Source organism: Sphingomonas sp. SRI_018 (genome assembly GCF_057586275.1).
Window position 1 is genome coordinate 374883 of the sequence record NZ_JBYCZO010000002.1, and the last position, 25752, is coordinate 400634.

General features: G+C 69.7%; 28 protein-coding genes and 1 tRNA gene. 11 read left to right on the top strand and 18 right to left on the bottom strand.

Going from position 1 to position 25752, the window contains the following annotated elements:
- Positions 1-187: 187 nt before the first annotated feature.
- Complete coding sequence (gene ptsP, locus AC2YHA_RS13750) at positions 188-2467, bottom strand: phosphoenolpyruvate--protein phosphotransferase (protein ID WP_487402053.1); 2280 nt, start codon at positions 2465-2467, stop codon at positions 188-190.
- 136 nt (positions 2468-2603) lie between these two features.
- On the opposite strand from ptsP, the gene AC2YHA_RS13755 reads away from it, so the two are divergent.
- On the top strand, positions 2604-2924 hold the full coding sequence (locus AC2YHA_RS13755) for a hypothetical protein (protein ID WP_487402054.1): 321 nt from the start codon (positions 2604-2606) through the stop codon (positions 2922-2924).
- 115 nt (positions 2925-3039) lie between these two features.
- Here the strand turns inward: AC2YHA_RS13755 and AC2YHA_RS13760 are convergent, their stop codons facing one another.
- Genes AC2YHA_RS13760 through AC2YHA_RS13770 form a run of 3 tightly spaced genes read right to left on the bottom strand, consistent with a single transcriptional unit; the run spans position 3040 to position 5956 of the window.
- Positions 3040-3624 (bottom strand): YdeI/OmpD-associated family protein, encoded by a 585-nt coding sequence (locus AC2YHA_RS13760; protein ID WP_487402055.1) that lies wholly within the window; start codon positions 3622-3624, stop codon positions 3040-3042.
- 1 nt (position 3625) lies between these two features.
- Complete coding sequence (locus AC2YHA_RS13765) at positions 3626-4654, bottom strand: NAD(P)H-dependent flavin oxidoreductase (protein ID WP_487402056.1); 1029 nt, start codon at positions 4652-4654, stop codon at positions 3626-3628.
- Between the two features lie 45 nt (positions 4655-4699).
- Positions 4700-5956, bottom strand: a complete 1257-nt coding sequence (locus AC2YHA_RS13770; RefSeq protein WP_233784451.1) for an aspartate kinase — start codon at positions 5954-5956, stop codon at positions 4700-4702.
- Positions 5957-6007: 51 nt separating this feature from the next.
- Here AC2YHA_RS13770 and ubiG point away from each other — a divergent pair, with 51 nt between their 5' ends.
- Positions 6008-6745, top strand: a complete 738-nt coding sequence (gene ubiG / locus AC2YHA_RS13775) for a bifunctional 2-polyprenyl-6-hydroxyphenol methylase/3-demethylubiquinol 3-O-methyltransferase UbiG (protein WP_487402057.1) — start codon at positions 6008-6010, stop codon at positions 6743-6745.
- Here the strand turns inward: ubiG and AC2YHA_RS13780 are convergent, their stop codons facing one another.
- Positions 6746-7825 (bottom strand): alkene reductase, encoded by a 1080-nt coding sequence (locus AC2YHA_RS13780; protein ID WP_487402058.1) that lies wholly within the window; start codon positions 7823-7825, stop codon positions 6746-6748.
- A 58-nt stretch (positions 7826-7883) separates the two neighbouring features.
- Here AC2YHA_RS13780 and AC2YHA_RS13785 point away from each other — a divergent pair, with 58 nt between their 5' ends.
- From AC2YHA_RS13785 to ssb, 5 genes are read left to right on the top strand one after another with little or no spacing between them, the layout of a single operon-like run.
- A complete protein-coding gene (locus AC2YHA_RS13785; RefSeq protein WP_487402059.1) occupies positions 7884-8828 on the top strand; it encodes a DMT family transporter in 945 nt (314 codons plus the stop codon).
- On the top strand, positions 8821-9480 hold the full coding sequence (locus AC2YHA_RS13790; RefSeq protein ID WP_487402060.1) for a COQ9 family protein: 660 nt from the start codon (positions 8821-8823) through the stop codon (positions 9478-9480). The genes AC2YHA_RS13785 and AC2YHA_RS13790 overlap by 8 nt, the downstream gene beginning before the upstream one ends.
- 54 nt (positions 9481-9534) lie before the next feature.
- Positions 9535-9804, top strand: coding sequence for a FeoA family protein (locus AC2YHA_RS13795; protein WP_233784446.1), 270 nt, complete (start codon positions 9535-9537; stop codon positions 9802-9804).
- A gap of 37 nt (positions 9805-9841) precedes the next feature.
- Positions 9842-11686 (top strand): ferrous iron transporter B, encoded by a 1845-nt coding sequence (gene feoB, locus AC2YHA_RS13800; protein WP_487402311.1) that lies wholly within the window; start codon positions 9842-9844, stop codon positions 11684-11686.
- A 10-nt stretch (positions 11687-11696) separates the two neighbouring features.
- Entirely contained in the window at positions 11697-12242 is a 546-nt protein-coding gene (gene ssb / locus AC2YHA_RS13805; RefSeq protein WP_487402061.1) for a single-stranded DNA-binding protein, read from the top strand.
- A 115-nt stretch (positions 12243-12357) separates the two neighbouring features.
- On the opposite strand, the gene AC2YHA_RS13810 is transcribed toward ssb, so the two are convergent.
- The 4 genes from AC2YHA_RS13810 to metX are packed head-to-tail and all read right to left on the bottom strand — an operon-like array spanning position 12358 to position 14766.
- Positions 12358-12594: a hypothetical protein gene (locus AC2YHA_RS13810; protein WP_487402062.1), complete on the bottom strand. Its 237-nt coding sequence runs from the start codon at positions 12592-12594 to the stop codon at positions 12358-12360.
- Between the two features lie 28 nt (positions 12595-12622).
- Positions 12623-13225 (bottom strand): methionine biosynthesis protein MetW, encoded by a 603-nt coding sequence (gene metW, locus AC2YHA_RS13815; RefSeq protein ID WP_487402063.1) that lies wholly within the window; start codon positions 13223-13225, stop codon positions 12623-12625.
- A complete protein-coding gene (locus AC2YHA_RS13820; RefSeq protein ID WP_487402064.1) occupies positions 13203-13655 on the bottom strand; it encodes a GNAT family N-acetyltransferase in 453 nt (150 codons plus the stop codon). Before AC2YHA_RS13820 ends, metW begins: the two co-directional genes overlap by 23 nt.
- Positions 13648-14766 (bottom strand): homoserine O-acetyltransferase MetX, encoded by a 1119-nt coding sequence (metX, locus tag AC2YHA_RS13825; RefSeq protein ID WP_487402065.1) that lies wholly within the window; start codon positions 14764-14766, stop codon positions 13648-13650. The genes AC2YHA_RS13820 and metX overlap by 8 nt, the downstream gene beginning before the upstream one ends.
- Positions 14767-14861: 95 nt before the next feature.
- On the opposite strand from metX, the gene hisC reads away from it, so the two are divergent.
- Both hisC and AC2YHA_RS13835 read left to right on the top strand, forming a co-directional pair.
- The gene (gene hisC / locus AC2YHA_RS13830) at positions 14862-15962 is read left to right on the top strand and encodes a histidinol-phosphate transaminase (protein WP_487402066.1); all 1101 of its coding nucleotides are present in this window, start codon (positions 14862-14864) and stop codon (positions 15960-15962) included.
- The gene (locus AC2YHA_RS13835) at positions 15962-16870 is read left to right on the top strand and encodes a prephenate/arogenate dehydrogenase family protein (protein WP_487402067.1); all 909 of its coding nucleotides are present in this window, start codon (positions 15962-15964) and stop codon (positions 16868-16870) included. Before hisC ends, AC2YHA_RS13835 begins: the two co-directional genes overlap by 1 nt.
- On the opposite strand, the gene AC2YHA_RS13840 is transcribed toward AC2YHA_RS13835, so the two are convergent.
- From AC2YHA_RS13840 to ftsE, 5 genes are read right to left on the bottom strand one after another with little or no spacing between them, the layout of a single operon-like run.
- Positions 16864-17355, bottom strand: a complete 492-nt coding sequence (locus tag AC2YHA_RS13840) for an anthrone oxygenase family protein (protein ID WP_487402068.1) — start codon at positions 17353-17355, stop codon at positions 16864-16866. The two genes, AC2YHA_RS13835 and AC2YHA_RS13840, sit on opposite strands and share 7 nt — an antisense overlap.
- 5 nt (positions 17356-17360) lie before the next feature.
- Positions 17361-18059, bottom strand: coding sequence for a lysophospholipid acyltransferase family protein (locus AC2YHA_RS13845; RefSeq protein ID WP_487402069.1), 699 nt, complete (start codon positions 18057-18059; stop codon positions 17361-17363).
- The gene (locus AC2YHA_RS13850; RefSeq protein ID WP_487402312.1) at positions 18056-18592 is read right to left on the bottom strand and encodes a YdcF family protein; all 537 of its coding nucleotides are present in this window, start codon (positions 18590-18592) and stop codon (positions 18056-18058) included. Before AC2YHA_RS13850 ends, AC2YHA_RS13845 begins: the two co-directional genes overlap by 4 nt.
- A gap of 2 nt (positions 18593-18594) precedes the next feature.
- The gene (locus tag AC2YHA_RS13855; RefSeq protein WP_487402070.1) at positions 18595-19494 is read right to left on the bottom strand and encodes a cell division protein FtsX; all 900 of its coding nucleotides are present in this window, start codon (positions 19492-19494) and stop codon (positions 18595-18597) included.
- Positions 19491-20195, bottom strand: coding sequence for a cell division ATP-binding protein FtsE (gene ftsE / locus AC2YHA_RS13860; RefSeq protein WP_233784435.1), 705 nt, complete (start codon positions 20193-20195; stop codon positions 19491-19493). Before ftsE ends, AC2YHA_RS13855 begins: the two co-directional genes overlap by 4 nt.
- Before the next feature lie 178 nt (positions 20196-20373).
- Here ftsE and AC2YHA_RS13865 point away from each other — a divergent pair, with 178 nt between their 5' ends.
- Complete coding sequence (locus AC2YHA_RS13865; protein WP_487402071.1) at positions 20374-21201, top strand: MJ0042-type zinc finger domain-containing protein; 828 nt, start codon at positions 20374-20376, stop codon at positions 21199-21201.
- A gap of 147 nt (positions 21202-21348) precedes the next feature.
- Here the strand turns inward: AC2YHA_RS13865 and AC2YHA_RS13870 are convergent, their stop codons facing one another.
- Positions 21349-22692, bottom strand: a complete 1344-nt coding sequence (locus AC2YHA_RS13870) for an MATE family efflux transporter (protein WP_487402072.1) — start codon at positions 22690-22692, stop codon at positions 21349-21351.
- A gap of 110 nt (positions 22693-22802) precedes the next feature.
- Between AC2YHA_RS13870 and AC2YHA_RS13875 the strand changes: the two genes are divergently transcribed.
- Positions 22803-22889, top strand: a tRNA-Leu gene (locus tag AC2YHA_RS13875).
- A 27-nt stretch (positions 22890-22916) separates the two neighbouring features.
- Here AC2YHA_RS13875 and AC2YHA_RS13880 read toward each other — a convergent pair.
- The 3 genes from AC2YHA_RS13880 to flgL form a co-directional block, all read right to left on the bottom strand.
- Entirely contained in the window at positions 22917-23822 is a 906-nt protein-coding gene (locus AC2YHA_RS13880; protein ID WP_233784432.1) for a flagellar motor protein MotB, read from the bottom strand.
- 3 nt (positions 23823-23825) lie between these two features.
- A complete protein-coding gene (gene motA, locus AC2YHA_RS13885; RefSeq protein WP_233784431.1) occupies positions 23826-24689 on the bottom strand; it encodes a flagellar motor stator protein MotA in 864 nt (287 codons plus the stop codon).
- Between the two features lie 154 nt (positions 24690-24843).
- Positions 24844-25746 carry a flagellar hook-associated protein FlgL gene (gene flgL, locus AC2YHA_RS13890; protein WP_233784430.1) on the bottom strand — a complete coding sequence of 301 codons (903 nt, stop codon included), beginning with the start codon at positions 25744-25746 and terminating at the stop codon, positions 24844-24846.
- Positions 25747-25752: the final 6 nt, after the last annotated feature.

Below are 25752 nucleotides of genomic sequence, written 5' to 3' on the forward strand. Positions count from 1 at the left end.
CCATGGCCCCGAAGCGCTTGTCAATGGCGGAAAAGCGCGATTCGGTGCTGAACCCGAACTCCGGAGTCGGCTCTGATGAAGTCAAATCGTGCTCCTGCGAAAGCAGGAGCGCAGGCCGCAAGCGGGTCGGCAGTGATCCTGGGCTCCTGCTTTCGCAGGAGCACTGACACGCTTCGATCTAAGAAGACTAGTCGAGCACGACCCCGTGCGCCCGCGCCCATTCTTCCAGCACCCCCCTCAGGTCGCGCGACGGCGGCGCGGCGAGCCATTCCCGCATCTGCGCCATGATCGCCGCGCGGTCGAGGCTGCGCACCATCGCCTTGATCGGCCCCACCGCCGCCGGAGTGATCGAGATGCGGTCGATACCGAGCCCGATCAGCGCCATCGCCTCCAGCGGCCGTCCGCCCATTTCGCCGCAGACGGCAAGCGGCTTGCCCAGCGCCTGCGCCGGCGCCGCGACGCGGGCGAGGAAGCGCAGGATCGACGGGCTCAGCCAGTCGTAGCGCAGCGCCAGCTTGGGATGCGCGCGGTCGGCGGCGAACAGGAACTGGGTGAGGTCGTTGGTTCCCACCGACAGGAAGTCGAGCCGCGGCAGCAGCTGGTCGAGCACCTCGGCCAGCGCCGGCACCTCCAGCATCGCGCCGTAGCGAATCTCGTGCGGCATCTTGCGGTTGCGGCCGGCCAGCCATTCGCGCTGCGCCTCGAACAGCGCCTTGGCCTCGTCGAACTCCCAGGGTTCGCTCACCATCGGGAACATGACGTTGAGCTGCCGCCCGGCCGCCGCCTCGATCAGCGCGCGCGCCTGCGCCTTCATCAGCCCCTCGCGCTCCAGCGCCAGCCGCAGCGCGCGCCAGCCCATCGCCGGATTCTCCTCCTCGCCCATCTCGTCGTGGTTGAGGTAGGGCAGCGCCTTGTCCCCGCCGATGTCGACGGTGCGGAAGGTGACCGGCTTGTCCGCCGCGGCGTCGAGCACGTCACGATACAGCCGCTGCTGGCGCTCGCGCTGCGGCAGCGTCGCCGAGACGAGGAACTGGAACTCGGTGCGGAACAGTCCGATGCCGTCGGCCCCGCTCAGGTCCAGCGCGGCAACGTCGTCGCGCAGGCCCGCGTTCATCATCACCGTGACCCGATGTCCGTCCTTGGTGACCGGCGGCTGGTCGCGGAGCGCAGCGAAGGCGGCACGACGCTTCTGTCCCAGCGCCAGCTTGGCCTCGAACGCCTCCTCCATCGCCGTCGAGGGGCGGACGATCAGGCTCTCGGCAGTGACGTCGAGCAGCAGCTTGTCGCCTTCCGCCACCAGCCGGCGGAGGTCGCGCGCGCGGCCGAGCACCGGCACGCCCATCGCCCGCGCGACGATGGTGACGTGCGCGGTGAGGCTGCCCTCCTCCAGCACCACGCCCTTGAGCCGCCGCCGGTCGTACTCGAGCAGCTCGGCAGGCCCCAGGTTGCGCGCCAGCAGGATCGAATCCTCCCGGAGGCCCATCTGCGCCGCGGTGCCGAGCCGGCCCGAGACGATACGCAGCAGCCGGTTGGAGAGGTCCTCCAGGTCGTGCATGCGGTCGCGCAGCAGCGGATCGTCGATCTCGCGCATCCGCATCCGCGTGCGCTGCTGCACGCGCTCGATCGCCGCCTCGGCGGTCAGGCCGCTGTCGATCGCCTCGTTGATGCGGCGCGACCAGCCCTCGTCATAGGCGAACATCTTGTAGGTCTCGAGCACCTCATCATGCTCGCCGCCGACGCCGAACTCGGCCTGCGCCGCCATGCGCTCGATCTGGTCGCGCATCTTGTCGAAGGCGGAATAGACGCGGCGCCGCTCCTCCTCGATGTCCTCGGCGACGGTATGCTCGATGACGATGCGCGGCTGGTGGAACACCGCGACGCCCGCGCCCATGCCGTCGACCAGCTTGAAGCCGCTGATCCGCGCGGTCGCGGTCGACTGCGGCCGGGTAGTGCCGCCGCCGGTCATGTCGATCAGGCCGGCATTGGCGATCAGCTCGCTCAGCACCATCGCCACCGTCTGCAGCGCCTCGATCTCGACGTCGTCGTAGCGCCTGGGCTCGACATGCTGGACCGCGAGCACGCCCACCGCGCGCTCGCGCCGGATGATCGGCACGCCGGCGAAACTGTGGAAGCGTTCCTCGCCCGTCTCCGGCCGATAGGCGAAGTCGGGATGGCTGGCGGCCTCGTCGAGGTTGAGCGTCTCGACATTGCCGGCGATCGTCCCGACCAGGCCTTCGCCGGGCGCCAGCTTGGTGACGTGCACCGCCGCCGCATCGAGCCCGCGCGTCGCGAACAGCTCGAGCACGCCTTCGCGCAGCAGGTAGATCGAGCAGACCTCGCTCTCCAGCGCCTCGCCGATGATGTCGACCACCGCGTTGAGCTTCGCCTGCGCGCTGGTCCGCGCCGCCATCACGTCGTGAAGGCGGACCAGGATCTCGCGGGCGGAGGCGGCGGCGGTGAGGGCCATGGCCTATCAGATAGACGGGGCCGGTGCCAACGCAAGCGATAGCTGCAACGGTTGCCTGCCGCCCGCTCGTCGCAAATCGATTGCTTTGCGGCAGCTTGCGGGCAAATAGCGGGAGCGAGGGCACGGAGGGGGCCGCATGATCATGAAGTTCGGTTCGTTTGCCTGCGCGCTGGCCATGAGTGCGACGCTCCTGCCGGCGGCGGCGCATGCCGACGACCCCCGCGATCCGGCCATGCGCAGCGCCGCGGCGCGCGCACGCGATAGCGCGACCATCAGACGGATGAACCAGGATCAGCTCGACTATGTCCGCCGGCGCGACGGCAGGAATTGGCAGAACTATCGCGACGCGCGCGACACCTATGCCGACGCCCATGCGGAATACAGGCGCAAGATGGCGGCCTGGCGCCGCGCCGTCGCCGCCTGCAACGCCGGCCGCTGGGAATATTGCGACGATTGAGCCGGCGAGCGGGTGCGGCCGGGCCTGAACGGCTCGCTCGATATCTGGCGCGAATCTGGGCCAGGTCGCGTCGGGTGACGCCGATAAGCCCGACCATCGCGCTGTAAGGCTGGCCCTATTTCCCGTGGATCGTCTGGCCCGCCGCGCACATCGCCACGAACTTGGCGATCCGCGCCGCGCGCGTTTCAGGCTTCTTCGCGTCGTGAATGCGATGCAGGATCGCGTAGCGATTGGCGCCGGTCAGCGTATCGAAGAAGCTGCGCGCGGCCGGTTCGGCGTCCAGGGCGGCGGCGAGATCGTCGGGCACTTCGGCGGCCGAGGCCGACGCATAGGCGGCATCCCAGCGACCGTCAGCCTTCGCGCGATCGATCTCGGCCTGCCCGGCGGCCGCCATCCGTCCCTCGGCGATCAGCTCGATCGCCCGCGCCCGGTTGTTCGCCGACCATTTGCTGCGTGGTTTGCGCGGGGTGAAGCGGGTGAGGAACCAGGCGTCGTCATAGGGGGCGAGCTGACCGTCGATCCAGCCGTGGATCAGCGCGCCGTCGATCGCCTGCGCCTTGGTGACCGAGGACTCCGGATTGCCGGCCTTCGCGAACTTCAGCCACACCCCCGGCGAGGTCCGCGGCTGCACGGCGAGCCATTCCTCCCAATCGGCGGCATTGGCGAAGGCGCGGATCGGAAGGCCATTCCGCTGCTCCATGTCACCCCGCCCGCTTCTCCAGCGCATGCGCGGCCTCGGCCATCAGCGTGGCGACGATCTCGGCGACCGGCTCCTCCCTGGTCACCATGCCGACCGACTGGCCGGCCATCAGGCTGCCGTGCTCGACGTCGCCGTCGATCACCGCGCGGCGCAGCGCCCCGGCCCAGTAATGCTCGATCTGGAGCTGCGCCTCGGCCATCTCGATGCCGCCTTCGTCGAGCGCCTGCGCCACCTCGCGCTGCTTGGCGGTGAAGAGCTCGGTGCCGGCATTCTTGAGCGCGCGCACCGGGATCACCGGCAGCCGCGGATCGACCTGGACGCTGGCGACCGCATCGCGGGCGGAGGCGCGGAGGAACGCTTTCTTGAAGTTGGGATGCGCGATGCTCTCGGCCGCGCAGACGAAGCGGGTGCCGAGCTGCACGCCGGCCGCGCCCATGTCGAGATAGCCCGCGATCGCCTCGCCCCGGCCGATGCCGCCGGCGACGAACACGGGCACGTCGGCGGCGACCTCGGGCAGGATTTCCTGCGCGAGCACGCTGGTCGAGACCGGGCCGATATGGCCGCCGGCCTCCATCCCCTCGATCACCAGCGCATCGACGCCCGAGCGGATCAGCTTCTTCGCCAGCGCCAGCGCCGGGGCAAAGCAGATCAGCTTGGCGCCGTTGCCCTTGATCGCGTCGAGACTCCCCGCCGGCGGCAGCCCGCCTGCGAGCACGACATGGCTCACCCGGTGCCTGGCGCAGACCTCGATCAGGTCGAACAGCTGCGGGTGCATGGTGATCAGATTGACGCCGAACGGTCGGCCGGTCAGCGCCTTGGTCCCGGCGATCTCGGCGTCGAGCAGCTCGGGGCTCATCGCCCCGCACGCGATCAGGCCGAAGCCGCCCGCATTGGAGATGGCGGCGACGAGGTTACGCTCGGACACCCAGGACATGGCGCCGCACAGGATCGCGACGTCGGAGCCGAGGAACTGCGCGCCGCGCGCCATGCGCCGGGCGAGACGCTCGCGGCCGATCGAGGAATCAGTCATAAGGCACGGCGGTAGCTTCGCCGCCGCGGCGCGGCAAGCGGCTCGTCAGGCCGCCGCATCCTCCGGCGCGTCGAGGCCATAGGCAGTGTGCAGCACGCGCACCGCGAGCTCGGTATAGTCCTCCTCGATCAGCACGCTGACCTTGATCTCGCTGGTCGAGATTGCCTGGATGTTGATCCCGCGCTCGCCGAGCGTGGTGAACATCGTCGACGCAACGCCCGCGTGGCTGCGCATCCCCACGCCGACGATCGAGATCTTGGCGACGCGGGTGTCATGGACCAGCTCGCCGAAGCCGATCTCGCCCTGCGCGCGGTTCAGCACGTCGATCGAGCGGGCGAGGTCGGCGGACGGCACGGTGAAGGTGACGTCGGTCGATCCCGCATTGTGCGCGATGTTCTGGATGATCATGTCGACGTTGATGCCGGCCTCGGCCAGCGGCGCGAAGATGCTGGCGACCGCGCCCGGCTTGTCGGGCACGCTGGTCAGCGTGATCTTCGCCTCGTTCTTGTCGTGGGCGATGCCCGTGATGAGCTGGCGTTCCATGTCTCCGATCTCCTCTTCCCCGACGATCATCGTGCCGGGCTCCGCCTCGCCGTCCTCGTCGACGAACGACGAGAGCACCTGGACGCGGACATTCTCCTTCATCGCGAGCCCGACCGAGCGCGTCTGCAGCACCTTGGCGCCGACGCTGGCGAGCTCGAGCATCTCCTCATAGGTCACCCGCTTGAGCTTCCGCGCCCTCGGCACGATGCGCGGGTCGGTGGTGTAGACGCCGTCGACGTCGGTATAGATGTCGCAGCGGTCGGCCTTCATCGCCGCCGCCATCGCCACCGCCGACGTGTCGGAGCCGCCGCGGCCGAGCGTGGTCACGCGCTCCCCCGCCGCCAATCCCTGGAAGCCTGGGATCACCGCGACCTCGCGGTTGGCGAGACTGGCGTTCAGCGCGGTCGTATCGATTTCGGCGATGCGCGCCGAGCCGTGACCGTCGGAGGTGCGGATCGGCAGCTGCCAGCCGAGCCAGCTGCGCGCTGGCACGCCGATCGCCTGCAGCGCGATCGCGAGCAGGCCGCTCGTCACCTGCTCGCCGCTGGAGACCACCACGTCATATTCGCGCGGATCGTAGAGCGACGACGCCTCGCGGCAGAAATTGACCAGCCGGTCGGTCTCGCCGGCCATCGCCGAGACGACGACCGCGACCTCGTTCCCCGCCTCCCACTCGCGCTTGACGCGCGCGGCGACGCTGCGGATTCGCTCGATGCCCGCCATCGAGGTGCCGCCGAACTTCATCACGATGCGGGCCATGGGTGTCGCTTATCCCTTGGGTGAGGTGGGGCGCCCTGATAGGGAGACGGCATGGGTCACGCAACCGTAACAGCCGCAACTATCGATCCGGCCGAGGCCGCGCATTTCGGCAGGCTCGCCGCCGACTGGTGGGACCCCAAGGGCTCCTCGGCGATGCTCCACCGGCTGAACCCGCCGCGACTCGTCTACCTGCGCGAGCAGGTCGATGCGCATTGGGGCGGCGATCCGGCGAGCTTCACGCCGCTTGCGGGGAAGACCGCGCTCGACATGGGCAGCGGCGCCGGGCTGCTCGCCGAGCCGCTCGCCCGGCTCGGCGCGGCGGTGACCGGGGTCGATGCGGCACCGGAGAACATCGGCGCCGCCCGTGCGCATGCGGCGGCGGGCGGCCTCGCCATCGACTATCTCGCCGGCGGGATCGAAACCGTTGCCGGCCGGCGCTTCGACCTGGTGGTGAGCTTCGAGGTGATCGAGCACGTCACCGATCCGGCCGCCTTCGTCCGCGGGCTGGCGGAGGTGCTGACGCCGGGCGGCCTGATGCTGCTGTCGACGCCCAATCGCACCGCGCTGTCGCGCCTCGCGATGATCACCATCGGCGAGGGCACCGGCCAGATTCCCAGGGGCACGCACGACTGGGACAAGTTCCTGACGCCCGACGAACTGACCGCGCTGGTCGAGAATGCGGGGCTGGAGGTGATCGACACGCGCGGGCTCAGCCTGTCGCCGGGCCACGGCTTCGTGCTCAGCGACAGCCGCGCGCTCGATTATTTCGTGACTGCCCGCCGCGCCTGATCAGGCAGCCCTGGTCTCGGGCAGCGCCGGATAGTCGGTATAGCCCTCGGGACCCGGCGTGTAGAAGGTCCTGGGGTCGGCCGGGTTGAGCGGCGCCCCTTGGCGCAGGCGCTCGGCCAGGTCCGGATTGGCGATGAACGGCCGGCCGAAGGCGATTGCATCGGCCAGGCCCGCATCGAGCGCGGCCTGCGCGGCCGCAAAATCATAGTCCTGGTTGAGCACTAGCGGCCCAGGGAAGACCTCGCGAATCTTGGAGCTGAGCGGAGGCACCTCGCTCTTGCCGAAGGTCCCCTCCGGCGTGAGCTCGCGCAGCTCGAGGAAGGCGATGCCGCGCTCGGCGAGCGCCCTCGCCGCCGGCACGAAAATCGCTTCGGGATCGCTGTCGTCGGCGCCCTGCGTCTCGCCGTTGGGCGACAGGCGCACGCCGGTGCGATCCGCGCCGGCCTCGGCGATCAGCCGGTCGACGACTTCGAGGAGCAGGCGGATGCGGTTCTCGGGCAGACCGCCGTAGTCATCCTCGCGATGATTGACGCCGTCACGCAGGAACTGGTCGATCAGATAGCCATTGGCAGCGTGCAGCGCGACGCCGTCGAACCCGGCGCGCAGCGCGTTGCGTGCCGCCGCGGAATAGTCGTCGAGCACGCGTCTGATGTCGTCATGCGTCGCCGGCCGCGGCTCGTCATAGGGATTGGGCTTGCCGGGCGCATAGGGCGCCTGGATCGGTGAGGAGGACAGCGACTGCAGGCCGGTGACGTCCGGCCGCGCCAGCCGGCCCATGTGCCACAGCTGCGGCACGATCCGGCCGCCCGCCTGGTGCACGGCGTCGACGATCGGCTTCCATGCCTCGACGTGCTCGTCGGTCCACAGGCCCGGCGCGTTGGGCCAACCCAGCCCTTCGCGACTGATGCCGGTACCCTCGGTGATGATCAGGCCGGCACCGGCACGCTGGCGGTAATAGTCGATCATCAGCGGCGTCGGCACATGGCCCTCGGTCGAGCGGCCGCGGGTGAGCGGCGCCATCAACACGCGGTTGGGTGCGCGGATCGCACCGAGGTCGATGGAATCGAACAAGCTGGGCATGACCGGATAAAACCTCCCTTGGGGGCGACGCGGCGAAGCTAGGACGTTACAGGGCCGCATGCACCGGAGCGGAGAGCCAAGAAAAGCTGCGCCGCAGCAAAGCCAAATCTTACCCTTGCTGGCGGTGGCGGGGGCGAACGTCGCGCTCGCGTTCGGGCCGTGGTTCGTGCGGATGGCCGATGTCGGGCCGGTGGCGGCCGCCTTCTGGCGCATGGCGATCGCCGCGCCGCTGCTGCTGGCGGCGACCTGGTCGCTCCGCCAGCGCCCGATCGCCAGCGCCAAGGGGCTGTGGTGGGTGCTGGGGCTGAGCGGCATCGCCTTCGCCGCCGATCTCGGCAGCTGGCATGTCGGCATCCACCAGACCACGCTCGCCAACTCCACGCTGCTCGGCAATGTCGCGACCTTGGTCTTTCCCGTCTACGGCTTCATCGCCGCGCGGAGCTGGCCGACGCGGTCGCAGGGTGTCGCGCTGGGGATCGCGGTGGCCGGCGGCGCGCTGCTGCTCGGGCGCTCGGCCGAGCTGTCCTCCCGCAATCTCGTCGGCGATCTCCTCTGCCTCGCCGCCGGGCTGTTCTACGCCCTTTACTTCATCGTCATGTCGCGGGTGCGCGAGCGCATGGCGCCGCTGCCCGCGCTCGCGCTGTCGAGCATCACCAGCGTGCTGCCGCTGCTCGTCGCCGCCTGGCTGCTCGGTGAAGCGATCCTGCCGCATCGCTGGGGGCCGCTGGTCGCGCTGGCGGTGCTGAGCCAGGTGGTGGGGCAGGGACTGATGATCTACGCGCTCGGCAAGCTCTCGCCGCTGGTGGTCGGCATCGCGCTGCTGATCCAGCCGGTGGTGGCGGCGGCGATCGGCTGGGTCGTCTATGACGAGCGGCTCGGCACGCTCGATTTCGTCGGTGCCGCGCTGGTCGCCCTCGCGCTGGTGCTGGTCCGCCGCGGCGGACGGACACCCGTGCAGCTTGCGCCGGTCGGCGCGCAGGCGCAAAGGAGCCGGGATGGCTGACCTCCAAGATGCCACGCTCGACGAGATTCGCGATGCGCTGATCGGCGACGTCGCGGTCAATGCCGCGTTCGACGGCTGGACGCCGCGCGCCGTCGCCGCAGCCGCCGCGATGCGCGGGGTCGATCCCGACGTGGCGAAGCTCGCCTGGCCGGGCGGCGCGGTCGAGATGATCGATGCCTGGTTCGCGCACATCGATCGGGAGATGCTCGCCAAGCTGCCGCCGGAGACGCTGGCGGCGATGAAGGTGCGGCAGAAGATCGCGGCGCTGGTCGAGGCGCGGCTCGAGCTGCTCGCCCCGCTGCGCGAATCGCTCCGGCGGGCCTATGCGGTGCTGGCCCTGCCGCAGAACCTGGTGCGGGCGGCGAAGCTCGGCTGGCGCTCGGCCGACGTCATGTGGCGCGCGGCGGGCGACACCGCGACCGACTATAACCACTATACCAAGCGGGGCATCCTCGCCGGCGTCTATGCGGCGACGATCCAGGTATTCCTGGGCGACGAGAGCGAAGGCCACGTCGACACCAGCGCCTTCCTCCAGCGGCGCATCGACGGCATCATGGCGTTCGAGAAGACCAAGGCCGGCTTCCTCGCCCGCACCGCCCATCGGCCGAGCCTGTCGCGCTTCGTCGGGCGCTTGCGCTATCCGGTACGCTAGGGGTCGCACTTTGCGCTGGCATCGCCGCGCTACTATTGATAATCACTCGCAGCAATGAATGCCCCCGTCTCCTTGTCCGCTCCCGTCCGACTCGGCCATCTTCCCCGTCGCGTGCCCGGCACCGTCGCCGCGGTCGACTGGGACACGTTGAGCGCCCCGGAGGCGCGGCGGCTGCGCGAGCTTGGCCTCGACGAGGGCGTCGAGGTCGAGCTGCTGCACAAGGCCTCGCTCGGCAGCGGGCCGATCGCCTGCCGGATCGGGCGGATGACGGTGGCGATCCGCCGCCACGTCGGCCACGCCATCCACGTCGCCCCCGCCAGCTAGAGTAAGTCCGACGCACGCCCCCGCCACCCTCGCGCCGCTGGTCGCGGTCGTCGGCAATCCCAATGCCGGCAAGAGCGCGCTGTTCAACGCGCTCACCGGCGCGCGGCAGAAGGTCGGCAACTATCCCGGCGTCACCGTCGAGCGCCACTCCGGGCGGATGGCGCTGCCCGACGGCCGCCCCGTCGAGCTGATCGACCTGCCCGGTGCCTACAGCCTCGATCCAGCCTCGCCCGACGAGCGCGTGACGCGCGACGTCGTGCTCGGCCGGCAGGAAGGCGAGCGGCTGCCCGATGCGATCCTGGTGGTGGTCGACGCCGCCAATCTCGACAACCACCTGCGCTTCGCGCTCCAGCTCATCGCGCTCGGCACGCCGGTGGTGATCGCGCTCAACATGATCGACCTCGCCGAGCGCGACGGGCTGGTGCTCGATCCGGCGCAGCTCGAGGAGGAGCTCGGCGTGCCGGTGGTGCCGACCGTCGCGGTCCGCAAGCGCGGCATCGACCGGCTCAAGGAGCGGCTCGCCGAGGCGGTGCAGGTCAGCGGTGCGCGGCCGATCCGGGCCGGCGGCGGACCGGTCGACGATATCGCCACGCTCCAGCGCCTCGCCCGCACCATCGCGGCCAAGGCCACCGTCTCGGAGACGGCGGTGCGGCGCTGGACCCACCGGCTCGACGTGATCGCGCTGCACCCGGTGGCGGGACCGGCGCTGCTGCTGGCGCTGCTGTTCGTGATGTTCCAGGCGGTGTTCACCTGGGCGGTCATCCCCGCCGATGCGATCGACGCGGGCTTCACCTCGCTCGGCAACTGGGTGCGGGAGGTGATGCCGGACGTCTTCGTCCGATCGCTGATCACCGACGGGCTGATCGCCGGCGTCGGCGCGGTGATCGTGTTCCTGCCGCAGATCCTGATCCTGTTCCTGTTCATCCTCGTGCTCGAATCGACCGGCTACATGGTGCGCGCGGCGTTCCTGATGGACCGGCTGATGGCGAGCGTCGGCCTGTCGGGCCGCGCCTTCATCCCGCTCTTGTCGTCCTTCGCCTGCGCGGTGCCGGGGATCATGGCGACGCGTACCATCGACGACGAGAAGGACCGGCTCACCACCATCCTGATCGCGCCCTTGATGACCTGCTCGGCGCGCTGGCCGGTCTATACCCTCATCATCGGCGCGATGATCCCCAACACCCAGGTGCTGCCGTTCGTGCGGCTGCAGGGGCTCGTCATGTTCGGCCTGCTGATCGTCGGCGTGGCGGGGGCCTATGGCGCGGCGCTGGTGCTGCGGCGGACGGTGACCAAGGGCGCCTCCTCGGGCTTCATGATGGAGATGCCGAAGTATCAATGGCCGAGCATGCGCGACGTGCTGCTCGGCCTGTGGCAGCGCGCGATCATCTTCCTGAAGCGCGCCGGCACGATCATCGCCGCGACCACGGTGGTGCTGTGGCTGCTGCTGAGCGTCCCCAAGCCGCCCGAGGGCTCGGGCATCTCCCCCGTCGATTACTCCATCGGCGGCCGCATCGGCCATGCGATCGAGCTGGTGGTGAAGCCGATCGGCTTCAACCGCGACATCTCGCTCGCGCTGCTGCCGGCGATGGCGGCGCGCGAGGTGGCGGTGGCGGCGATCGGCACCGTCTATGCCATCGACGGCACCGACGCCGCCAACGAGGGGCGCATCCAGGACCAGCTCAAGGGCCGCTGGTCGTTGCCGACCGCGCTCGCCTTCCTGATGTGGTTCGTGTTCGCGCCGCAGTGCATCTCGACCATCGCCGTCACGCGGCGCGAAACCAACGGGTGGAAATGGCCCGCGTTCATGGTTGGCTATTTGTTCGCACTGGCCTACATCGCTGCGGGAGCGACCTATTGGGTCGCGACGGCAATTGGATTGTAGGAATTTTTGAATGGCGGGCAGCGTCAACAAGGTCATCCTGGTCGGCAACCTGGGACGCGATCCCGAGAGCCGCAGCTTCCAGAACGGCGGCAAGGTCGTCGAGCTGCGCATCGCGACGTCGGAGAGCTGGAAGGACCGCAACACCGGCGAGCGCAAGGAGCGCACCGAGTGGCACACGGTCAAGGTCTTCAACGAAGGCCTCGCCAACGTCGCCGAGCGCTATCTGCGCAAGGGCAGCAAGGTCTATGTCGAGGGCGCTCTCCAGACCCGCAAGTGGCAGGACCAGCAGGGCCAGGACCGCTATTCGACCGAGATCGTGCTGCAAGGTTTCAACAGCGTGCTGACGATGCTCGACGGCGCGCCGGGCGGTGGCGCTGGTGGCGGCGCCCCGCGCGGCGGTGACGATTGGACGGGCGGCAGCGACGACTTCGCCGGACAGAGCTCGGGCGGGCGCGGCGGCAACTTCAACTCGGGCGGCCAGCGCTCGGGCGCGGCCAAGGGCAACGACTTCGGCGGCGGCTTCGCGGACGACCTCGACGACGACGTGCCGTTCTGAGCGGCCCGAAGCTTCGCATTAAGTGACCTAGTGCTCCTGCGAAAGCAGGAGCCCTGGATCATCGAGGGTATCGCTCGAGGCCAGAGCTCCTGCTTTCGCAGGAGCACGATCAATCTCAAGGCTTGTTGCCGCCCGATGTCTCATTGGGATTGTCGGGTCCGTGATAGTCGATCTCGCTCTGGCCGCCGTGGCCGAGGAAGCCCGACTGTTCGCCCTTTCGCTTGACCAGATTCTTATCGGCGTAGGCACCGCCGCCCGATTCCCCGCCGCCCTTGCGGCTGGCGATGTCGCTGACGCCGTCCCCCTTGCCGCCGGGACCGCCGCTCGCCTGCGTCGGCTGCTTGTCGCTCATCATCGCTCTCCTTCGAGGAGAGAACGCATCAGCGGCGGGATTGGCTCAGCAGGAACACCGCGTGCTCGGCGAACAGGTTCGCCGCCGCCGGCCGGGCGGGAGCGCCGTTGGCGAGGAACCAGGCGCCCTCCACCGTGATCCCGCGCTGCCGCACGAAGGCGCGGAAGTCGTCGACGGTGACGTGGTGGATGTTGGGCGTCTCGTACCATTCGAGCGGCAGCAGCCGCGTGACCGGCATCCGCCCGCCGAACAAAAGCGACGCGCGCACCCGCCAATGCGCGAAATTGGGGAAGGAGACGAACGCGCGCCGCCCGATCCGCAGCAGCTCGTCGAGCACATGGTCCGGCCGCCGCGTCGTCTGGAGCGTCTGGCTCAGGATCGCATAGTCGAACGCGTCGGTCGGATAGTCCTTGAGGTCGGTGTCGGCGTCGCCCTGCACCACCGACAGCCCGCGCGCGACCGCCGTCGCGACGTCGCCGGGATCGAGCTCCAGCCCGCGCGCGTCGACGCCGCGCTCGTCGCGCAGCGCCGCCATCAGCGCGCCCTCGCCGCAGCCGACGTCGAGCACACGGCTGCCCGGCGCGACATTCGCGGCGATGATCGCCAGGTCAGGACGCAGGCTGCTCGGCATCGTCCTGCATCAGCTGAAGGGCCCAGGGCGCCAGCCGCTCCATGTAGCGGTCGGGCCGGTGGAGCCGGGTGAAACCGCAGTCCGCGTAGACACCGTGGGCGTCGCGCGTGACCAGGCCCGTCCGCCGGATGGTGGCGAAGTCCGGATGGTCGAGGAACCAGCGCACCATCCGCCGGGCGATGCCGAGCCCGCGCGCCGTCTCGTCGACCCACACGTCCGCCAGCCAGGCGAAGGTGGCGTGATCGGTGATCATCCGCGCGAAGCCGACCTGCTCGCCGTCGCGATAGGCGCCCAGGCAATGCGACCCTGCGATCGCCCGCTCGACCAGCGATCGTTCGATACCCGGCGACCAGTAGCTGGAGGCGAGCCAGCCGTGGATGCGATCCACGTCCAGGCGGGCCCGATCGTCGGAGAGGATGATCTCAGTCATGTCCGTTGGTCCTGAGGAAACCGTCGACGACCCGGTTCAATTCGGGCGATTCGAGCAGAAACGCATCGTGACCGTAGGGCGAGTGGAGCTCGACGAAACTCGCGGCGGCCCCGGCGGCGTTGAGGGCGTGGACGATCGTGCGCGATTCGGCAGTGGGATAGAGCCAGTCGGTGTCGAAACTCACCAGGCAGAAGCGGGTCTTCGAACCACGGAAGGCATTGGCGAGCAGGCCGCCATGCTCCTCCGCCAGGTCGAAATAGTCGAGTGCGCGGGTGATGTAGAGATAGGAGTTGGCGTCGAAGCGATCGGTGAAGGTCAGCCCCTGGTGGCGCAGGTAGCTCTCGACCTGGAAATCGGCGTCGAAGCCGAAGGTCTTCACCTCACGCGCCTGGAGCTTGCGGCCGAATTTCTCGGTGAGACCGGCCTCGGAGAGATAGGTGATGTGCGCGGCCATGCGGGCGACGGCGAGGCCCGCGGTCGGCGGGTCGCCGGTGCCGTAATAGTCGCCGCCGCGCCACTTGGGATCGGCCATGATAGCCTGGCGACCGACCTCGTGGAACGCGATGTTCTGGGCCGAATGGCGCGCGGTGGACGCGATCACCACCGCCGCGCGGACGCGCTCGGGATAGGTCGCGGCCCAGCTCAGCGCCTGCATTCCCCCCATCGATCCGCCGACGACCGCCGCGAGCGTCGGAATGCCGAGATGGTCGAGCAGCATCGCCTGCGCCCGCACCATGTCGCGGATGGTGATGACCGGGAAGCTCATGCCATAGGGACAGCCGTCCGGTCTCAGGCTGGCGGGACCGGTGCTGCCCATGCAGCTTCCCAGCACGTTGGTGCAGATGACGAGATAGCGATCGGTGTCGATCGGCTTGCCCGGCCCGACCATCCGCGTCCACCAGCCGGGCTTGCCCGTGCGCGGGTGGTTGGAGGCGACGTGCTGGTCGCCGGTCAGCGCGTGGCAGACGAGGATCGCATTGTCCTTCGCCGGCGAGAGCTCCCCATAGGTCTCGTAAGCGATCTCGACCGACGCCAGGCTGGCACCGCCGTCGAGCGACAGCGGCGTTGCGAGACGGGCAATGCGGTCGAGGCCGAAGCGGTCGTCGCTCATCGTCCCGCTGCTAGGCCGTTTCCCCGGCAACGCAAGTCCCGTGCCGCGCCGCAACGCTTGCCAGCACGCGCGCATTGGGCCATCGGCTCGCCTTCATGAACGCTCCTGTCCCCAAGCCCTGGATCATGGCGATCGCGCCCTATGTGCCGGGGCGCTCGACCACCGACGACGGCCGCAAGGTCGTCAAGCTCTCGTCGAACGAGAATCCGCTCGGCACCAGCCCGGCCGCGCGCGCGGCGTTCGCGAGCGCCGCCAGCCGGCTGGAACGCTATCCCGACGCCAGCGGCGCCGAGCTGCGCGAGACGCTGGCGGCGAAGCACGGGCTCGATCCCATGCGGATCATCTACGGCAACGGATCGGACGAGATCCTGCACCTCGCGGCGGGTGCCTTCGCCGGGCCGGGCGACGAGGTGATCTTCGTGAAATACGGCTTCGCGGTGTACGAGATCGCCGCGCGGCGCGTCGGCGCGACCCCGGTGGTGGCGCCCGACAAGGATTATGCGACCGACGTCGACGCGATCCTCGCCGCGGTCACGCCGCGCACGCGTATCGTCTACATCGCCAATCCCAACAACCCGACCGGCACCTATGCCGGCAAGACGGAGATCGCGCGGCTGCATGCGGGCCTGCCGGGCGACGTGCTGCTCGTGCTCGACCACGCCTATGCCGAATATATCGAGGGGGATGCCGAGGACGGCGGCATGGCGCTGGCGGAAAGCGCGCCCAACGTGCTGGTCACGCGCACCTTTTCGAAGATGTACGGGCTGGCCGCCGAGCGGATCGGGTGGGGCTATGCCTCGCCTGCGATCATCGAGGCGATGCACCGCATCCGCCTGCCCTTCTCGATCACCATCGCCGGCACCGCCGCCGCGATCGCCGCGATCGGCGACACCGGCTTCGTCGAGCACACCCGCGCACACAATGCCGAATGGCGGCGCTGGTTTGCTGAGGAGGTGGCCAAGCTCGGCAATGCCGGGCTGCGCGCGGTGCCGAGCCAGGCCAATTTCGTGCTGGTGCTGTTCGAGGGCAAGCTGACCGCCGAAGCCGCCTACAAGGGGCTGATGGACGCCGGCTACATCGTGCGCTGGCTGCCGGGCCAGGGACTGCCGCACGGCCTTCGCATCACCATCGGCACCGAGGACGAGACCCGCGGCGTCGCCGCCGCGCTCCGCGCGCTGGTCGAGAGAGCCGGCTGATGCTGCCGTTTTCGCGCGTCGCCGTCATCGGGCTCGGGCTGATCGGCTCGTCGATCGCGCGCGGCGTGCGGGAGGCGATGCCGAGCGTGACCGTGTCGGGCTACGACGCCGATCCGGAGGTGCGCGAGACGGCGCGGGCGCTCGGGTTCTGCGACGATATCGCCGACAGCGCCGGCGCGGCGGTGATCGACGCCGATCTCGTCGTGCTGTGCGTGCCCGTCGGGGCGATGGGTGCGGCGGCGGCGGAGTTCGCCGCCGACCTTCCGGCGGAAGCGATCGTCAGCGACGTCGGTTCATGCAAGGCCAGCGTGGTCGAGGCGCTGGCGGCGGCGCTGCCGGGCGCGAAGATCATCCCCGCCCATCCTGTCGCCGGGACCGAGAACAGCGGCCCCGAGGCCGGCTTCGCCGCGCTGTTCCACAAGCGCTGGTGTATCCTGACGCCGCCCGACGGCGCTGATCCGCTCGCGGTCGAGCGGGTTGCGGAGTTCTGGCGGCGGCTGGGCGCCAATGTCGAGCAGATGGCGCCCGACCACCACGACCGCGTGCTCGCCGTGACCAGCCATCTGCCGCACCTCATCGCCTACACCATCGTCGGCACCGCGTCCGACCTCGAGGAGGTGACCAGTTCCGAGGTGATCAAATATTCGGCCGGCGGCTTCCGTGATTTCACCCGCATCGCCGCTTCCGACCCGACGATGTGGCGCGACGTGTTCCTGGCCAACCGTGAGGCGGTGCTCGACATGCTCCAGCGCTTCTCGGAGGATTTGACCGAGCTCCAGCGCGCGATCCGCTGGGGCAAGGGCGAGGTGCTGTTCGACAAGTTCACCGAGACGCGCGCGGTCCGTCGCTCGATCATCGAGCAGGGCCAGGACGACGCACGGCCGGACTTCGGCCGGTCGGATCACTGACGGCTGAGGTCCCTCCACCCGAACACCAGCAGCACCATCGCGACCACCGCCGCCCAGGTGCGGACCGTGTTCCAGAAGGTCCAGTCCTTGAGATAGGTCGCCCACAGCGCCGCGGCTTCCTGCGTCGCCGGATCGGCCGCCGCGAGTTGGTTGTTGAGCGGCACGTTCAGCATCATCGTCACGCCGAAGGTGCCGATCGCATAGGCGAGCCCTCCGACGATCGCGAGCACCGCGCCGGGCGTCCCCAGTCGCAGCAGCCCCCCGCCCGCCAGCACCGCGCCGACCACGGCCGTCCCCATGAACACGGACAGGAACAGCGGGTTGAGCACCACGACGTTGACGTGCTGCATCGCCGCCGCCCCCTGTGCCGGCGGCATCCGCCCGAGCGCCCCCATCACCGTGTTCGAGAAGGCGAAGAAGAACCCCGCGATCAATCCCGATCCGATCGCGCCGATCAGCGCCAGCCAGCACAGCACCATCTTCATCGTGGCTATCCTCTCACGTTCGACTCCAGCACATTGATCGCGGCATGGACGCGCGCCTCGATCTCGCGGCGCGGCAGGCCGGGGGGGATCGGATCGCCGAAAGCGATGGTGACGGTGCCGGCGCGCTTGGCGCCGCGCTTCGGCCACAGCCGGCCGCTGTCGAGCGCGACCGGGATCACCGGCAGGCCGAGCGCGCGATAGAGGCCGGCGAAGCCAGGCTTGAGCGGCGGCATCTCGCCGGGCTTCACACGCGTCCCTTCGGGGAAGATCACCACCGGCCGTCCCTCGGCCAGCGCCTGCTCGGCATCGCGCATCATGCGCCTCAGCGCCGTGGCGGAGGCGCTGCGGTCGACCACGATCACGCCGTAGCGCTGCGCCGCCCAGCCCCAGACCGGGATGCCGGCAAGCTCGCGCTTCATGATCGGCGCCGGCGTGCCCAGCATTCGCGCGACCTCGAAGGTCTCGAACATCGCCTGGTGCTTGCAGGCATAGAGCGCGGGCCCTTCCGCCGGCGCGCCGATCACGCGGGTGCGGATGCCGATCAGCCAGCGCGTCGCCCAGCTGTGGAAGCCGAGCCAGGCACGCGCATAGCGCCGGAGCACCGGCCGCCCGAACAGCGCGGCGACCGGCGCGCCGAGCACGAACGGCACCGACCCGCCCCAGAAGACGAGGACGAACAGCAAGGTGCGCGCCCAGGCGATCATCCGCCGATCCCGAACAGGATCGCCGCGCGGCGGACGAGATATTTGTTGTACTCGCGCACCAGCATCCCGAACCTCGGACGAGTGACGACGGCGTCGCCGACGACCTCGACATCCGGTCCGAGCGCGTGGGTGAGCTCGAGCCGCGCGCGGGGCATATGCCATTCCGCCGTCACCAGCCGCACCGACCTGAAGCCGTGGGTGCGCACCCATTCGGCGGTCTCGTCGCCATTGGAGCGGGTATCGACCGCCTCTTGCCCCAGATCGATGCAGCAGGCGAACCATCGCGGCTCGACGCCATATTCGATCGCAAGCTCGATCGGGCGCACGTCCGGGGCGGCGCCGCTGATCAGCATCCGCTTCGCCTCGCCCGCCTTGAGCACCGCGATCCCGCGCGTGATCCGACCAGGGCCGCCGGTCGGCACCACGATCGCATCAGTCTTGCGCGCACCGAGCGGGCGGCCAAGCGAGAAGCCGAACAGCGCGAAGCCGAGCAGATAGAGCAGCGCGGCGATCGCGAGGAGGCGGACGAGAATCTTCACAGTACCTGCCTCAACGCACGGATCACGGTGATGCGCGCCGCGACCATCGCCAGCAGTGCGAAAGCGACCGGCATCAGCGCGAGCAGCACCCAGCCGAACGCCGAAAGGCCGATCCCGCTGGCGAGCGCCGAATCGAGGCTGGCGATGCGGCTGCCGAGCAGCGCCACCGTCGCCAGCGCGAAGACGGTTCCGATCGCGCCGCCGATCAGCGTATCGAGCGCGATCCTGCGCTGGAACAGGCGCGCGACCTGCACGTCGGTCGAACCCAGCATGTGCAGCACCTCGATGGTGTCGCGGTGCGTGTCGAGCCCGGCGCGCGCCGCCAGCAGCACGATCGCGGTGGTCGCGCCCGCCATCAGCAGCACCAGGCCACCCGCCAGCCAGGCGAGCGACAGCACGAAGCTGCGCACCGGCGCCAGCCAGGCGGCGTTGCGGTCGACCCGTGTGCCGGGCGCGGCAGCGCGGGCGGCCGCCGAAACGCGCGCGGCGGTGGCGTCCGCGGGATCGCGGAGGTCGACGTCGATCATCGCCGGCATCGGCAGGTCGGCGTCGAGCCCGGCGTCACCCAGCCAGGGCTCGAGCAGCTCTGCCAGCTCGGTGCGGGGCACCTGCCGCACCGCCTTCACCTCGGGCATCGCGCGCAGGCGCCGGGCAAGGTCCGCCGCCGCATCGTCATCTGCGCCCACCAGCTGCACCGTGAGCCGCCCCGCAAGCTGGCTGTCGAGACTGGTCGCCGCGCCGAGCGTGCCGAGCCCCAGCGCGCCGGCAAGCACGGTCAGGAACAGCATCACCGCCATCACCCAGCTCATCGCCCGCGTGCGCCGGCCGTCGTCGAGCAGCCGCCAGCGCGACTTGACCCGGCCGACCTCCACGATCTCCTCCTCGATTTCGCTCATGTCGGCCGCCCGGGCGGATGGCGGAGGCTGCCGGTCGGGTCGAGCAGCTGGCCGTGCTCGATCCGCATCATGTGCGCGTTGGGGATGCGGCTCAGGAGATGAAAGTCGTGCGTCGCCACCACCACGGTGGTGCCGAGCCGGTTGAGGCTGTCGAACAGATGGAGCAGCCGCGCCGCCATCTCGGGATCGACGTTGCCGGTGGGTTCGTCGGCGACCAGCATCTCGGGCCGGCCGATCACCGCGCGGGCGATGGCGATGCGCTGCTGCTCGCCGCCCGACAGCGTCGGCGGCCGGGCGTGCGCACGCTCGGACAGGCCGACCCAGGCGAGCATCTCGCGCACCGGCGCCTCGATGTCGCCCTCGGGCACCCCCGACAGGCGCAGCGGCAGCGCGATATTGTCCCAGGCGGTGAGGTGCGGGATCAGGCGGAAATCCTGGAACACCACGCCGATCCGGCGGCGGAAGCCCGGCAGGCGCGAGCGCGGCAGCATCACCGCATCCTCGCCGAACAGCCGGATGGTGCCGCGCGTCGGCCGCTGCGCAAGGTAGAGCAGCTTGAGGAGGCTGGTCTTGCCCGCCCCGCTGGCACCGGTCACGAAATAGAAGGCGCCGGTCGCCAGCGTGAAGCTGACGTCGGACAGCGTCTCCGGCCCCGTGCCGTAGCGCAGGCCGACATTCTCGAACTGGACGATGTTCGCCATGCCGGCGCCGGCTTACCCGCTGCTTGCCCCGATGCCCACAGCCATCGCACAGGCGCCACCGTGCCACAATATGTCTCTTGACTCTTTCGAGACTCTTGCTCCCCGAGTCGTTTCGTGTTTAGATTCAGCGCGGTTGATCGGGTGTGATGAGCCGAACAGCCTGTGTGAGTGACGACGCATGATCCTAGAATGCGCCGAGTGCGGCACGCGATACCTCGTTCCCGACAGCGCCGTCGGTGCGGATGGCCGCACCGTCCGCTGCGCCAATTGCAAGCATAGCTGGTTCCAAGCGCCGGCCTCGGCGGCGGTCGACCGATCGACCCCTGCGGTCGAGCGTGCGGCGGCACCGCCTGATCCGGTGCCATCGGCGCCGCGGCCGATAGCGGCCGAGCCTGCTCCCGCGGCACCGGCACCCCAGCCGGTGGCGGCCGAAGCGGCGCCAGTTGGGGCGACGCGGACCGAAGCGGCGTCTCCCGCCGCCGAACCGCGGCCGGCGCCGGTCCGAAGCTATGTCGACGAGGCCGTGGCCGAGCCGCGGCGCGATTTCGACGCGTTCGCGCACCGCCCGCCGTTCAAGCCGCGGCGCAATCCCGCGCGGCGCTGGACCGCGGCGGCGATGGTCGCGGGCGCTTCGATGCTGATCGGTGCGGGGGCGATCCTCTACACGGGTCAGCCCGGCATTGCCGCACAGCTCGGCCTGCCGCTGGGCGATGCCGAGACGCCGCTGCGTTTCGCCGACAAGTCGATCGACCGCCGCAACCTCGCCAGCGGCAACGAGCTGTTCGCGATCTCGGGTCGGGTGGTGAACCCGACCGGCGCGGTGCAGCGCGTGCCCGACATCCGCGCGGAGCTGCGCGATGCGCAGGGGCGGCTGGTCTACAGCTGGACGATCGAGCCCAAGGTGCGCTCGCTCGCGCCCAACGGCGGGATCGAGTTCAATTCGGCCAAGCTCGACGTGCCTGCCAATTCGCACGTGCTCGAGCTGAGCTTCGCGCGGGGGATCTAGCCCTCCAGATCCTCCCCGAGCTCGCTCGGGGAGGGGGACCGCCGCCAAGGGCGGTGGTGGAGGGGCGGCGGCGCAGCCGCCGTTCCGGCGGCCCCCTCCACCATCGCTGCGCGATGGTCCCCCTCCCTAAGCAAGCTTGGGGAGGATTTAGAGTCGCCGGCTCACCCAGCCGAGCCGGAGGCCGTTGAGCAGCGCCGCCGCGACCATGCCGATGCCCGAGGCCCACACCAGCGCCATCGGGCCGACGCCCTGCTCGACCAGCAGCCAGCCGAGCCCGCCGGTGACGAAGAAGAAGGCGGCGACGCCGTTGAGGCCCGCCGCGACCTGGTCGCCGAGCGAGCGCAGCGTATAGACCAGCACCACCTGCATCCCGTCGAACAGGATGAAGGGCGCCCAGACGAGCAGCATCGCCGCGGCCAGCACATGCACCTCGACGGCGGCGGGGAAGGCGCCGGTAACGCTGCGGTCGAATACGAGCAGGATGACGGCGCACACTCCGGTCGCCGCGGCGGCCAGCGCCGTCGCGATCGTCGCGCGCCATGGCGCCTCGCGCGGCAGGCCCTCGCCCACCGCATTGCCCGCGCGCACGCCGGCCGCCGAACCCATGCCGAGCGCGAGCGCGAAGGTCACGTTGTGGATCGAGAAGACGATCTGGAAGGCATGGGTCGCCGCCTCCCCCAGCCGCGTCGACAGCGCGATCAGCACCGAGAATCCGGCAAGCTCGAGCGCGGACGCGATCGCAGGCACCAGGCCGAAGGCGGCGAGCCTGCGCACGCCCTCTCCCGTCGCCCGCCACCGGCGCACCCCGCGCTCCTCGGCCCGCGCCAGCGTAAGCGCGGCGCCGATCATCAACGCGGCGCCGAGCACCGACGCGATCGCCGTCGCTGCCGCCGCGCCGACCGCGCCGAGCGCGGGCAGCCCGGCGTGGCCGCCCGACAGCGCCCAGGCGAGCACCGCATTGACCGGCAGCGTGATGAAGTTGACGACCGTCACCCGCTGCGGCCGGCTGACGCCTTCGAGGAAGAAGCTCGCCGCGATGATCAGCGTCTGGAAGGGATAGGCGAGCGCCATCACCCGCACCACCGCGGCCGCGTCCGGCGCGATCGCGGGCGCCACGCCGATCGCCAGCAGCATCGGCTCGGCGAAGGCGAACAGCAGCGCGCCCGCGGCGAGGCCCAGCGCCAGACCGAGCACCAGCCCCTCCTGGAACACGCGGCCCGTCGTCGGCAGGTCGCGGGCGCCGTCGGCGCGGGAGGCGAACACCAAGATGCCGGTCAGCCAGCCGAGCACGGCGACGATGCCGATGAAGGTCAGCGCCCGGCTCGCCCCCAGCGCCGCCGCCTGCTCGGTCGAGACCAGCCCGACCACCACCACGTCGGTGACGTGGAGGATCGTCCAGTTGAGGCTGGTCAGCACCACCGGCCAGGCGAGCGCCAGCAGCCGCCGGGTCTCGGCGGCGACGTCGCGGGCGGGAATGGCGGGTTCGGACATGGTTTCGCCGGTAACCGTTCCCACGCGATCAAGGAAGCTTGCCAGCACGGTCCGGCTGCGCTAGGGGCGCTCGCCTTACCAGCCGCCGGCACGTCCGGCGGGTTTCATGTGCGGTCGTGGCGGAACTGGTAGACGCGCAACGTTGAGGTCGTTGTGTCCGAAAGGACGTGGAAGTTCGAGTCTTCTCGACCGCACCATCACCCCGGCTGAGCCCATAGGGCGGCTCAGCCTCCGAAGGTCCCCCGCCGATAGAGCAAGGTGATCGCGACGCGCCGGTTGCGCGGATCGGCGGCATTCTTGACGATCATCGGCTCGCGGTCGGCGACTCCCTCGATCCGCTCGAAATGCGTCTCCGGCACGCCGCCCAGCGCCAGCCGGCGGCGCGTCGCCTCCGCGCGGCCCGACGAGAGCATCCAGTTGTTCATCGCCCTGGGATCGCCCCAGGCGAGGCTGTCGGTATGGCCGCGGATCATGATCGGATTGTCCATGCCGCGGATCGATTCGGCGACCAGGCCGATCAGCTCCGACGCATCGGGCACCAGCGCGGTCGTGCCGAGCGCGAACATCGAATAATCGGCATCGTCGAGCAGATCGATGCGCATCCCGTCGCGCGTCGCGACGAACTTGACGTGCTTGCCGAGCTTGGCGAGCCGCGCGTTCTGCTTGATCTTGAGCTCGACCTGGCGGCGCAGGCGATTGAAGTTGGCCTCGTCCTCCGCGAAGATCGAGGCGCGCTTCATCGAACCGCGATCGCCCGAGCCCTCGCGCAGCCCGCCGGTCGCGCTCACCGGCACGGTCAACGCGCGCGTGCCGGTCTGCGACGCGCGGTGCGGATAATTGTCCTTGTCGACGAGCGAGGCCCCGCCGAACAGCCCGTTGGAGCCGGCGCTTTCCTGCCGCATCTCGACCAGCGTCGGCGCGAAATAGTCGGCGATCGACTTGCGCTGCTTCTCGGTGGTGGCGCCGAGGATCCACAACAGCAGGAAGAAGGCCATCATCGCCGTCACGAAATCGGCATAGGCGACCTTCCAGGCGCCGCCGTGATGCGCGCCGTGCTCCTCGACATAGACCTTCTTGACGATGATCTTGGGCGGCTGGTTCGAGCCGTGCGGCGCCCTTGCGGCGGGCATGGCCTATCTTCCCCTCAAACCGTCGAATACCTCGCCGAAGCCCGGCTGGTTCTTGTGCGCGATGCCGGAGCGCGCCGCCTCGATCACCAGCGGCTGCGGGTGGCCGTGGAGCGAGGCGATGATGATCTGCTTGACGACGTGGTAGATCGCGCCGTCGGCGTCGATCACCTGCTTGAGGCGATTGGCGAGCGGGCCGACGATGCCATAGGCGAGCAGCACGCCGAGGAAGGTGCCGACCAGCGCCGATCCGATCATCGCGCCGAGGATCGCCGGCGGCTTGTCGATCGAACCCATCGTCTTCACCACACCCAGCACTGCGGCGACGATGCCGAGCGCGGGCAGCGCATCGGCCAGCGACTGGAGCGCACCCTGCGGGCTCTGCACCTCGTGGTGGTGGGTCTTGATGGCGTTGTCCATCACCTCCTCGACCGCGTGGACGTCGAGCGTGCCCGACGAGACGACGACCAGGCGCAGCGTGTCGGCGATCAGGTTGACCAGCGTATCGTCGGCGAGGAGGCGCGGATATTCGGCGAAGATCGCGGAGGACTTGGGGTCCTCGACATGCGGCTCGAGCGCAATCGGGCCGTCGGTCCGCAGCATCTTCATGAGCTTGGAGACGAGGAAGATCGTGTCGAGATAATCCTGCTTCTTGTACTTGGGGCCCTTCAGCACCTTCATCACGCCGCCGCCGAGCGCCTTCAGCTCCTTGCCCGAGTTGCCGATCACCAGCGCGCCCAGCGCGGCGCCGCCGATGATCAGCATCTCGTGCGGGATGGCATGCATCACCGGCCCCAGCGCGCCGCCCGTGATGACGAAGCCACCGAAGACCATTGCGAGCAGGATGACGAGACCGATCGCCGGAAACATGAACTCGATTACCCCCTGGCGAAGACCGTTCCTGTCAGGGTTAACGGCCGTTTCGGGTTATCTTTGAGGGCTGGAGGTGGGAATTTGGTTAAAGCGGGTGAGAAATCTTTTCCGCCTCTCAAAGCCCCTCCCCAGGGAGGGGCTTTCCTCCCAGCTAGCTCAGATAGTTGAACAGCGACAGCGACGTGAGCTTGGAAAAGCTCGCCTGGGTCGCCTGCAGCACCGTCATCGTCTTCTGCAGCTCGATCACCGTGGCGGTGACGTCGGTATCCTCCAGCGAGCTGCGCGTCTCCTCGCGCGCCGCGGCAGCCTTGGTGAGGCGCTGCTGCTCGAGGTCGAGCCGGGCGCCGCGCGCGCCGAGCGAGGCGCGGGCGTTGCCGATCGAATCGATCGCGGTCTTGAGGTCGTCGATCGCGGTACCGGCGTTACCGCCGGCCTTGAGCGAGGCGGAAAGGTCCTGGAGGACCTTGAACATGTCGGTGGTGGTGCCGTCCGCCTTGGGCAGGTTGTTGAACACCTCTTCGCCCGTGATCGTCGCGCGCAGGCTCGAGCCTTCGCCGATCGGGATCGCGCCGGGTGTGCCGGTGCCCATGTAGCTGATCGTACCGTCGGCCGCCTGGGTGTAGGCGGTATCGCCGCTCGCCCCGCCGAACAACGGAGCGCCGCTGGTGTCGCGGGTGTTCACCAGCTTCAACAGGTCCTCGATCATCGCATCGAGCGTGGAGGCGATGGTCTTTTTCTGATCGGCGGGCAGCGTGCCGCTATTGGCCTGGATCGCCAGCTCGCGCGCCTGCTGGAGCTGCTCCTCGATGTCGCCGAGCGCGGCGTCGGAGGCGCTGAGCAGGGTGCTCGCCAGCGTCACGTTCTTGGCGTCCTGGGTGGCGTCGGCGCCGGTGCGGGTGACGTTCGACAGCTGGCGGTAGGCGACCGCATCGCTCGACGGCGCGGTGAGCTTCTTGCCGGTCGAGATCTGCGTCTGCAGCTCCCCCGCGCGCTCGCTGAGCGTGCCCAGCGTGGCGGTGGCCTGATTGTAGAAGAGGCTGGAGGCGATGCGCATGGGAAG

Coding starts and splice junctions, on each gene's coding strand:
- ptsP (WP_487402053.1), bottom strand. CDS start 2,467: ATGGCCCTCACCGCCGCCGCCTCCGCCCGCGAGATCCTGGTCCGCCTT.
- AC2YHA_RS13755 (WP_487402054.1), top strand. CDS start 2,604: ATGATCATGAAGTTCGGTTCGTTTGCCTGCGCGCTGGCCATGAGTGCG.
- AC2YHA_RS13760 (WP_487402055.1), bottom strand. CDS start 3,624: ATGGAGCAGCGGAATGGCCTTCCGATCCGCGCCTTCGCCAATGCCGCC.
- AC2YHA_RS13765 (WP_487402056.1), bottom strand. CDS start 4,654: ATGACTGATTCCTCGATCGGCCGCGAGCGTCTCGCCCGGCGCATGGCG.
- AC2YHA_RS13770 (WP_233784451.1), bottom strand. CDS start 5,956: ATGGCCCGCATCGTGATGAAGTTCGGCGGCACCTCGATGGCGGGCATC.
- ubiG (WP_487402057.1), top strand. CDS start 6,008: ATGGGTCACGCAACCGTAACAGCCGCAACTATCGATCCGGCCGAGGCC.
- AC2YHA_RS13780 (WP_487402058.1), bottom strand. CDS start 7,825: ATGCCCAGCTTGTTCGATTCCATCGACCTCGGTGCGATCCGCGCACCC.
- AC2YHA_RS13785 (WP_487402059.1), top strand. CDS start 7,884: ATGCACCGGAGCGGAGAGCCAAGAAAAGCTGCGCCGCAGCAAAGCCAA.
- AC2YHA_RS13790 (WP_487402060.1), top strand. CDS start 8,821: ATGGCTGACCTCCAAGATGCCACGCTCGACGAGATTCGCGATGCGCTG.
- AC2YHA_RS13795 (WP_233784446.1), top strand. CDS start 9,535: ATGAATGCCCCCGTCTCCTTGTCCGCTCCCGTCCGACTCGGCCATCTT.
- ssb (WP_487402061.1), top strand. CDS start 11,697: ATGGCGGGCAGCGTCAACAAGGTCATCCTGGTCGGCAACCTGGGACGC.
- AC2YHA_RS13810 (WP_487402062.1), bottom strand. CDS start 12,594: ATGAGCGACAAGCAGCCGACGCAGGCGAGCGGCGGTCCCGGCGGCAAG.
- metW (WP_487402063.1), bottom strand. CDS start 13,225: ATGCCGAGCAGCCTGCGTCCTGACCTGGCGATCATCGCCGCGAATGTC.
- AC2YHA_RS13820 (WP_487402064.1), bottom strand. CDS start 13,655: ATGACTGAGATCATCCTCTCCGACGATCGGGCCCGCCTGGACGTGGAT.
- metX (WP_487402065.1), bottom strand. CDS start 14,766: ATGAGCGACGACCGCTTCGGCCTCGACCGCATTGCCCGTCTCGCAACG.
- hisC (WP_487402066.1), top strand. CDS start 14,862: ATGAACGCTCCTGTCCCCAAGCCCTGGATCATGGCGATCGCGCCCTAT.
- AC2YHA_RS13835 (WP_487402067.1), top strand. CDS start 15,962: ATGCTGCCGTTTTCGCGCGTCGCCGTCATCGGGCTCGGGCTGATCGGC.
- AC2YHA_RS13840 (WP_487402068.1), bottom strand. CDS start 17,355: ATGAAGATGGTGCTGTGCTGGCTGGCGCTGATCGGCGCGATCGGATCG.
- AC2YHA_RS13845 (WP_487402069.1), bottom strand. CDS start 18,059: ATGATCGCCTGGGCGCGCACCTTGCTGTTCGTCCTCGTCTTCTGGGGC.
- AC2YHA_RS13855 (WP_487402070.1), bottom strand. CDS start 19,494: ATGAGCGAAATCGAGGAGGAGATCGTGGAGGTCGGCCGGGTCAAGTCG.
- ftsE (WP_233784435.1), bottom strand. CDS start 20,195: ATGGCGAACATCGTCCAGTTCGAGAATGTCGGCCTGCGCTACGGCACG.
- AC2YHA_RS13865 (WP_487402071.1), top strand. CDS start 20,374: ATGATCCTAGAATGCGCCGAGTGCGGCACGCGATACCTCGTTCCCGAC.
- AC2YHA_RS13870 (WP_487402072.1), bottom strand. CDS start 22,692: ATGTCCGAACCCGCCATTCCCGCCCGCGACGTCGCCGCCGAGACCCGG.
- AC2YHA_RS13880 (WP_233784432.1), bottom strand. CDS start 23,822: ATGCCCGCCGCAAGGGCGCCGCACGGCTCGAACCAGCCGCCCAAGATC.
- motA (WP_233784431.1), bottom strand. CDS start 24,689: ATGTTTCCGGCGATCGGTCTCGTCATCCTGCTCGCAATGGTCTTCGGT.
- flgL (WP_233784430.1), bottom strand. CDS start 25,746: ATGCGCATCGCCTCCAGCCTCTTCTACAATCAGGCCACCGCCACGCTG.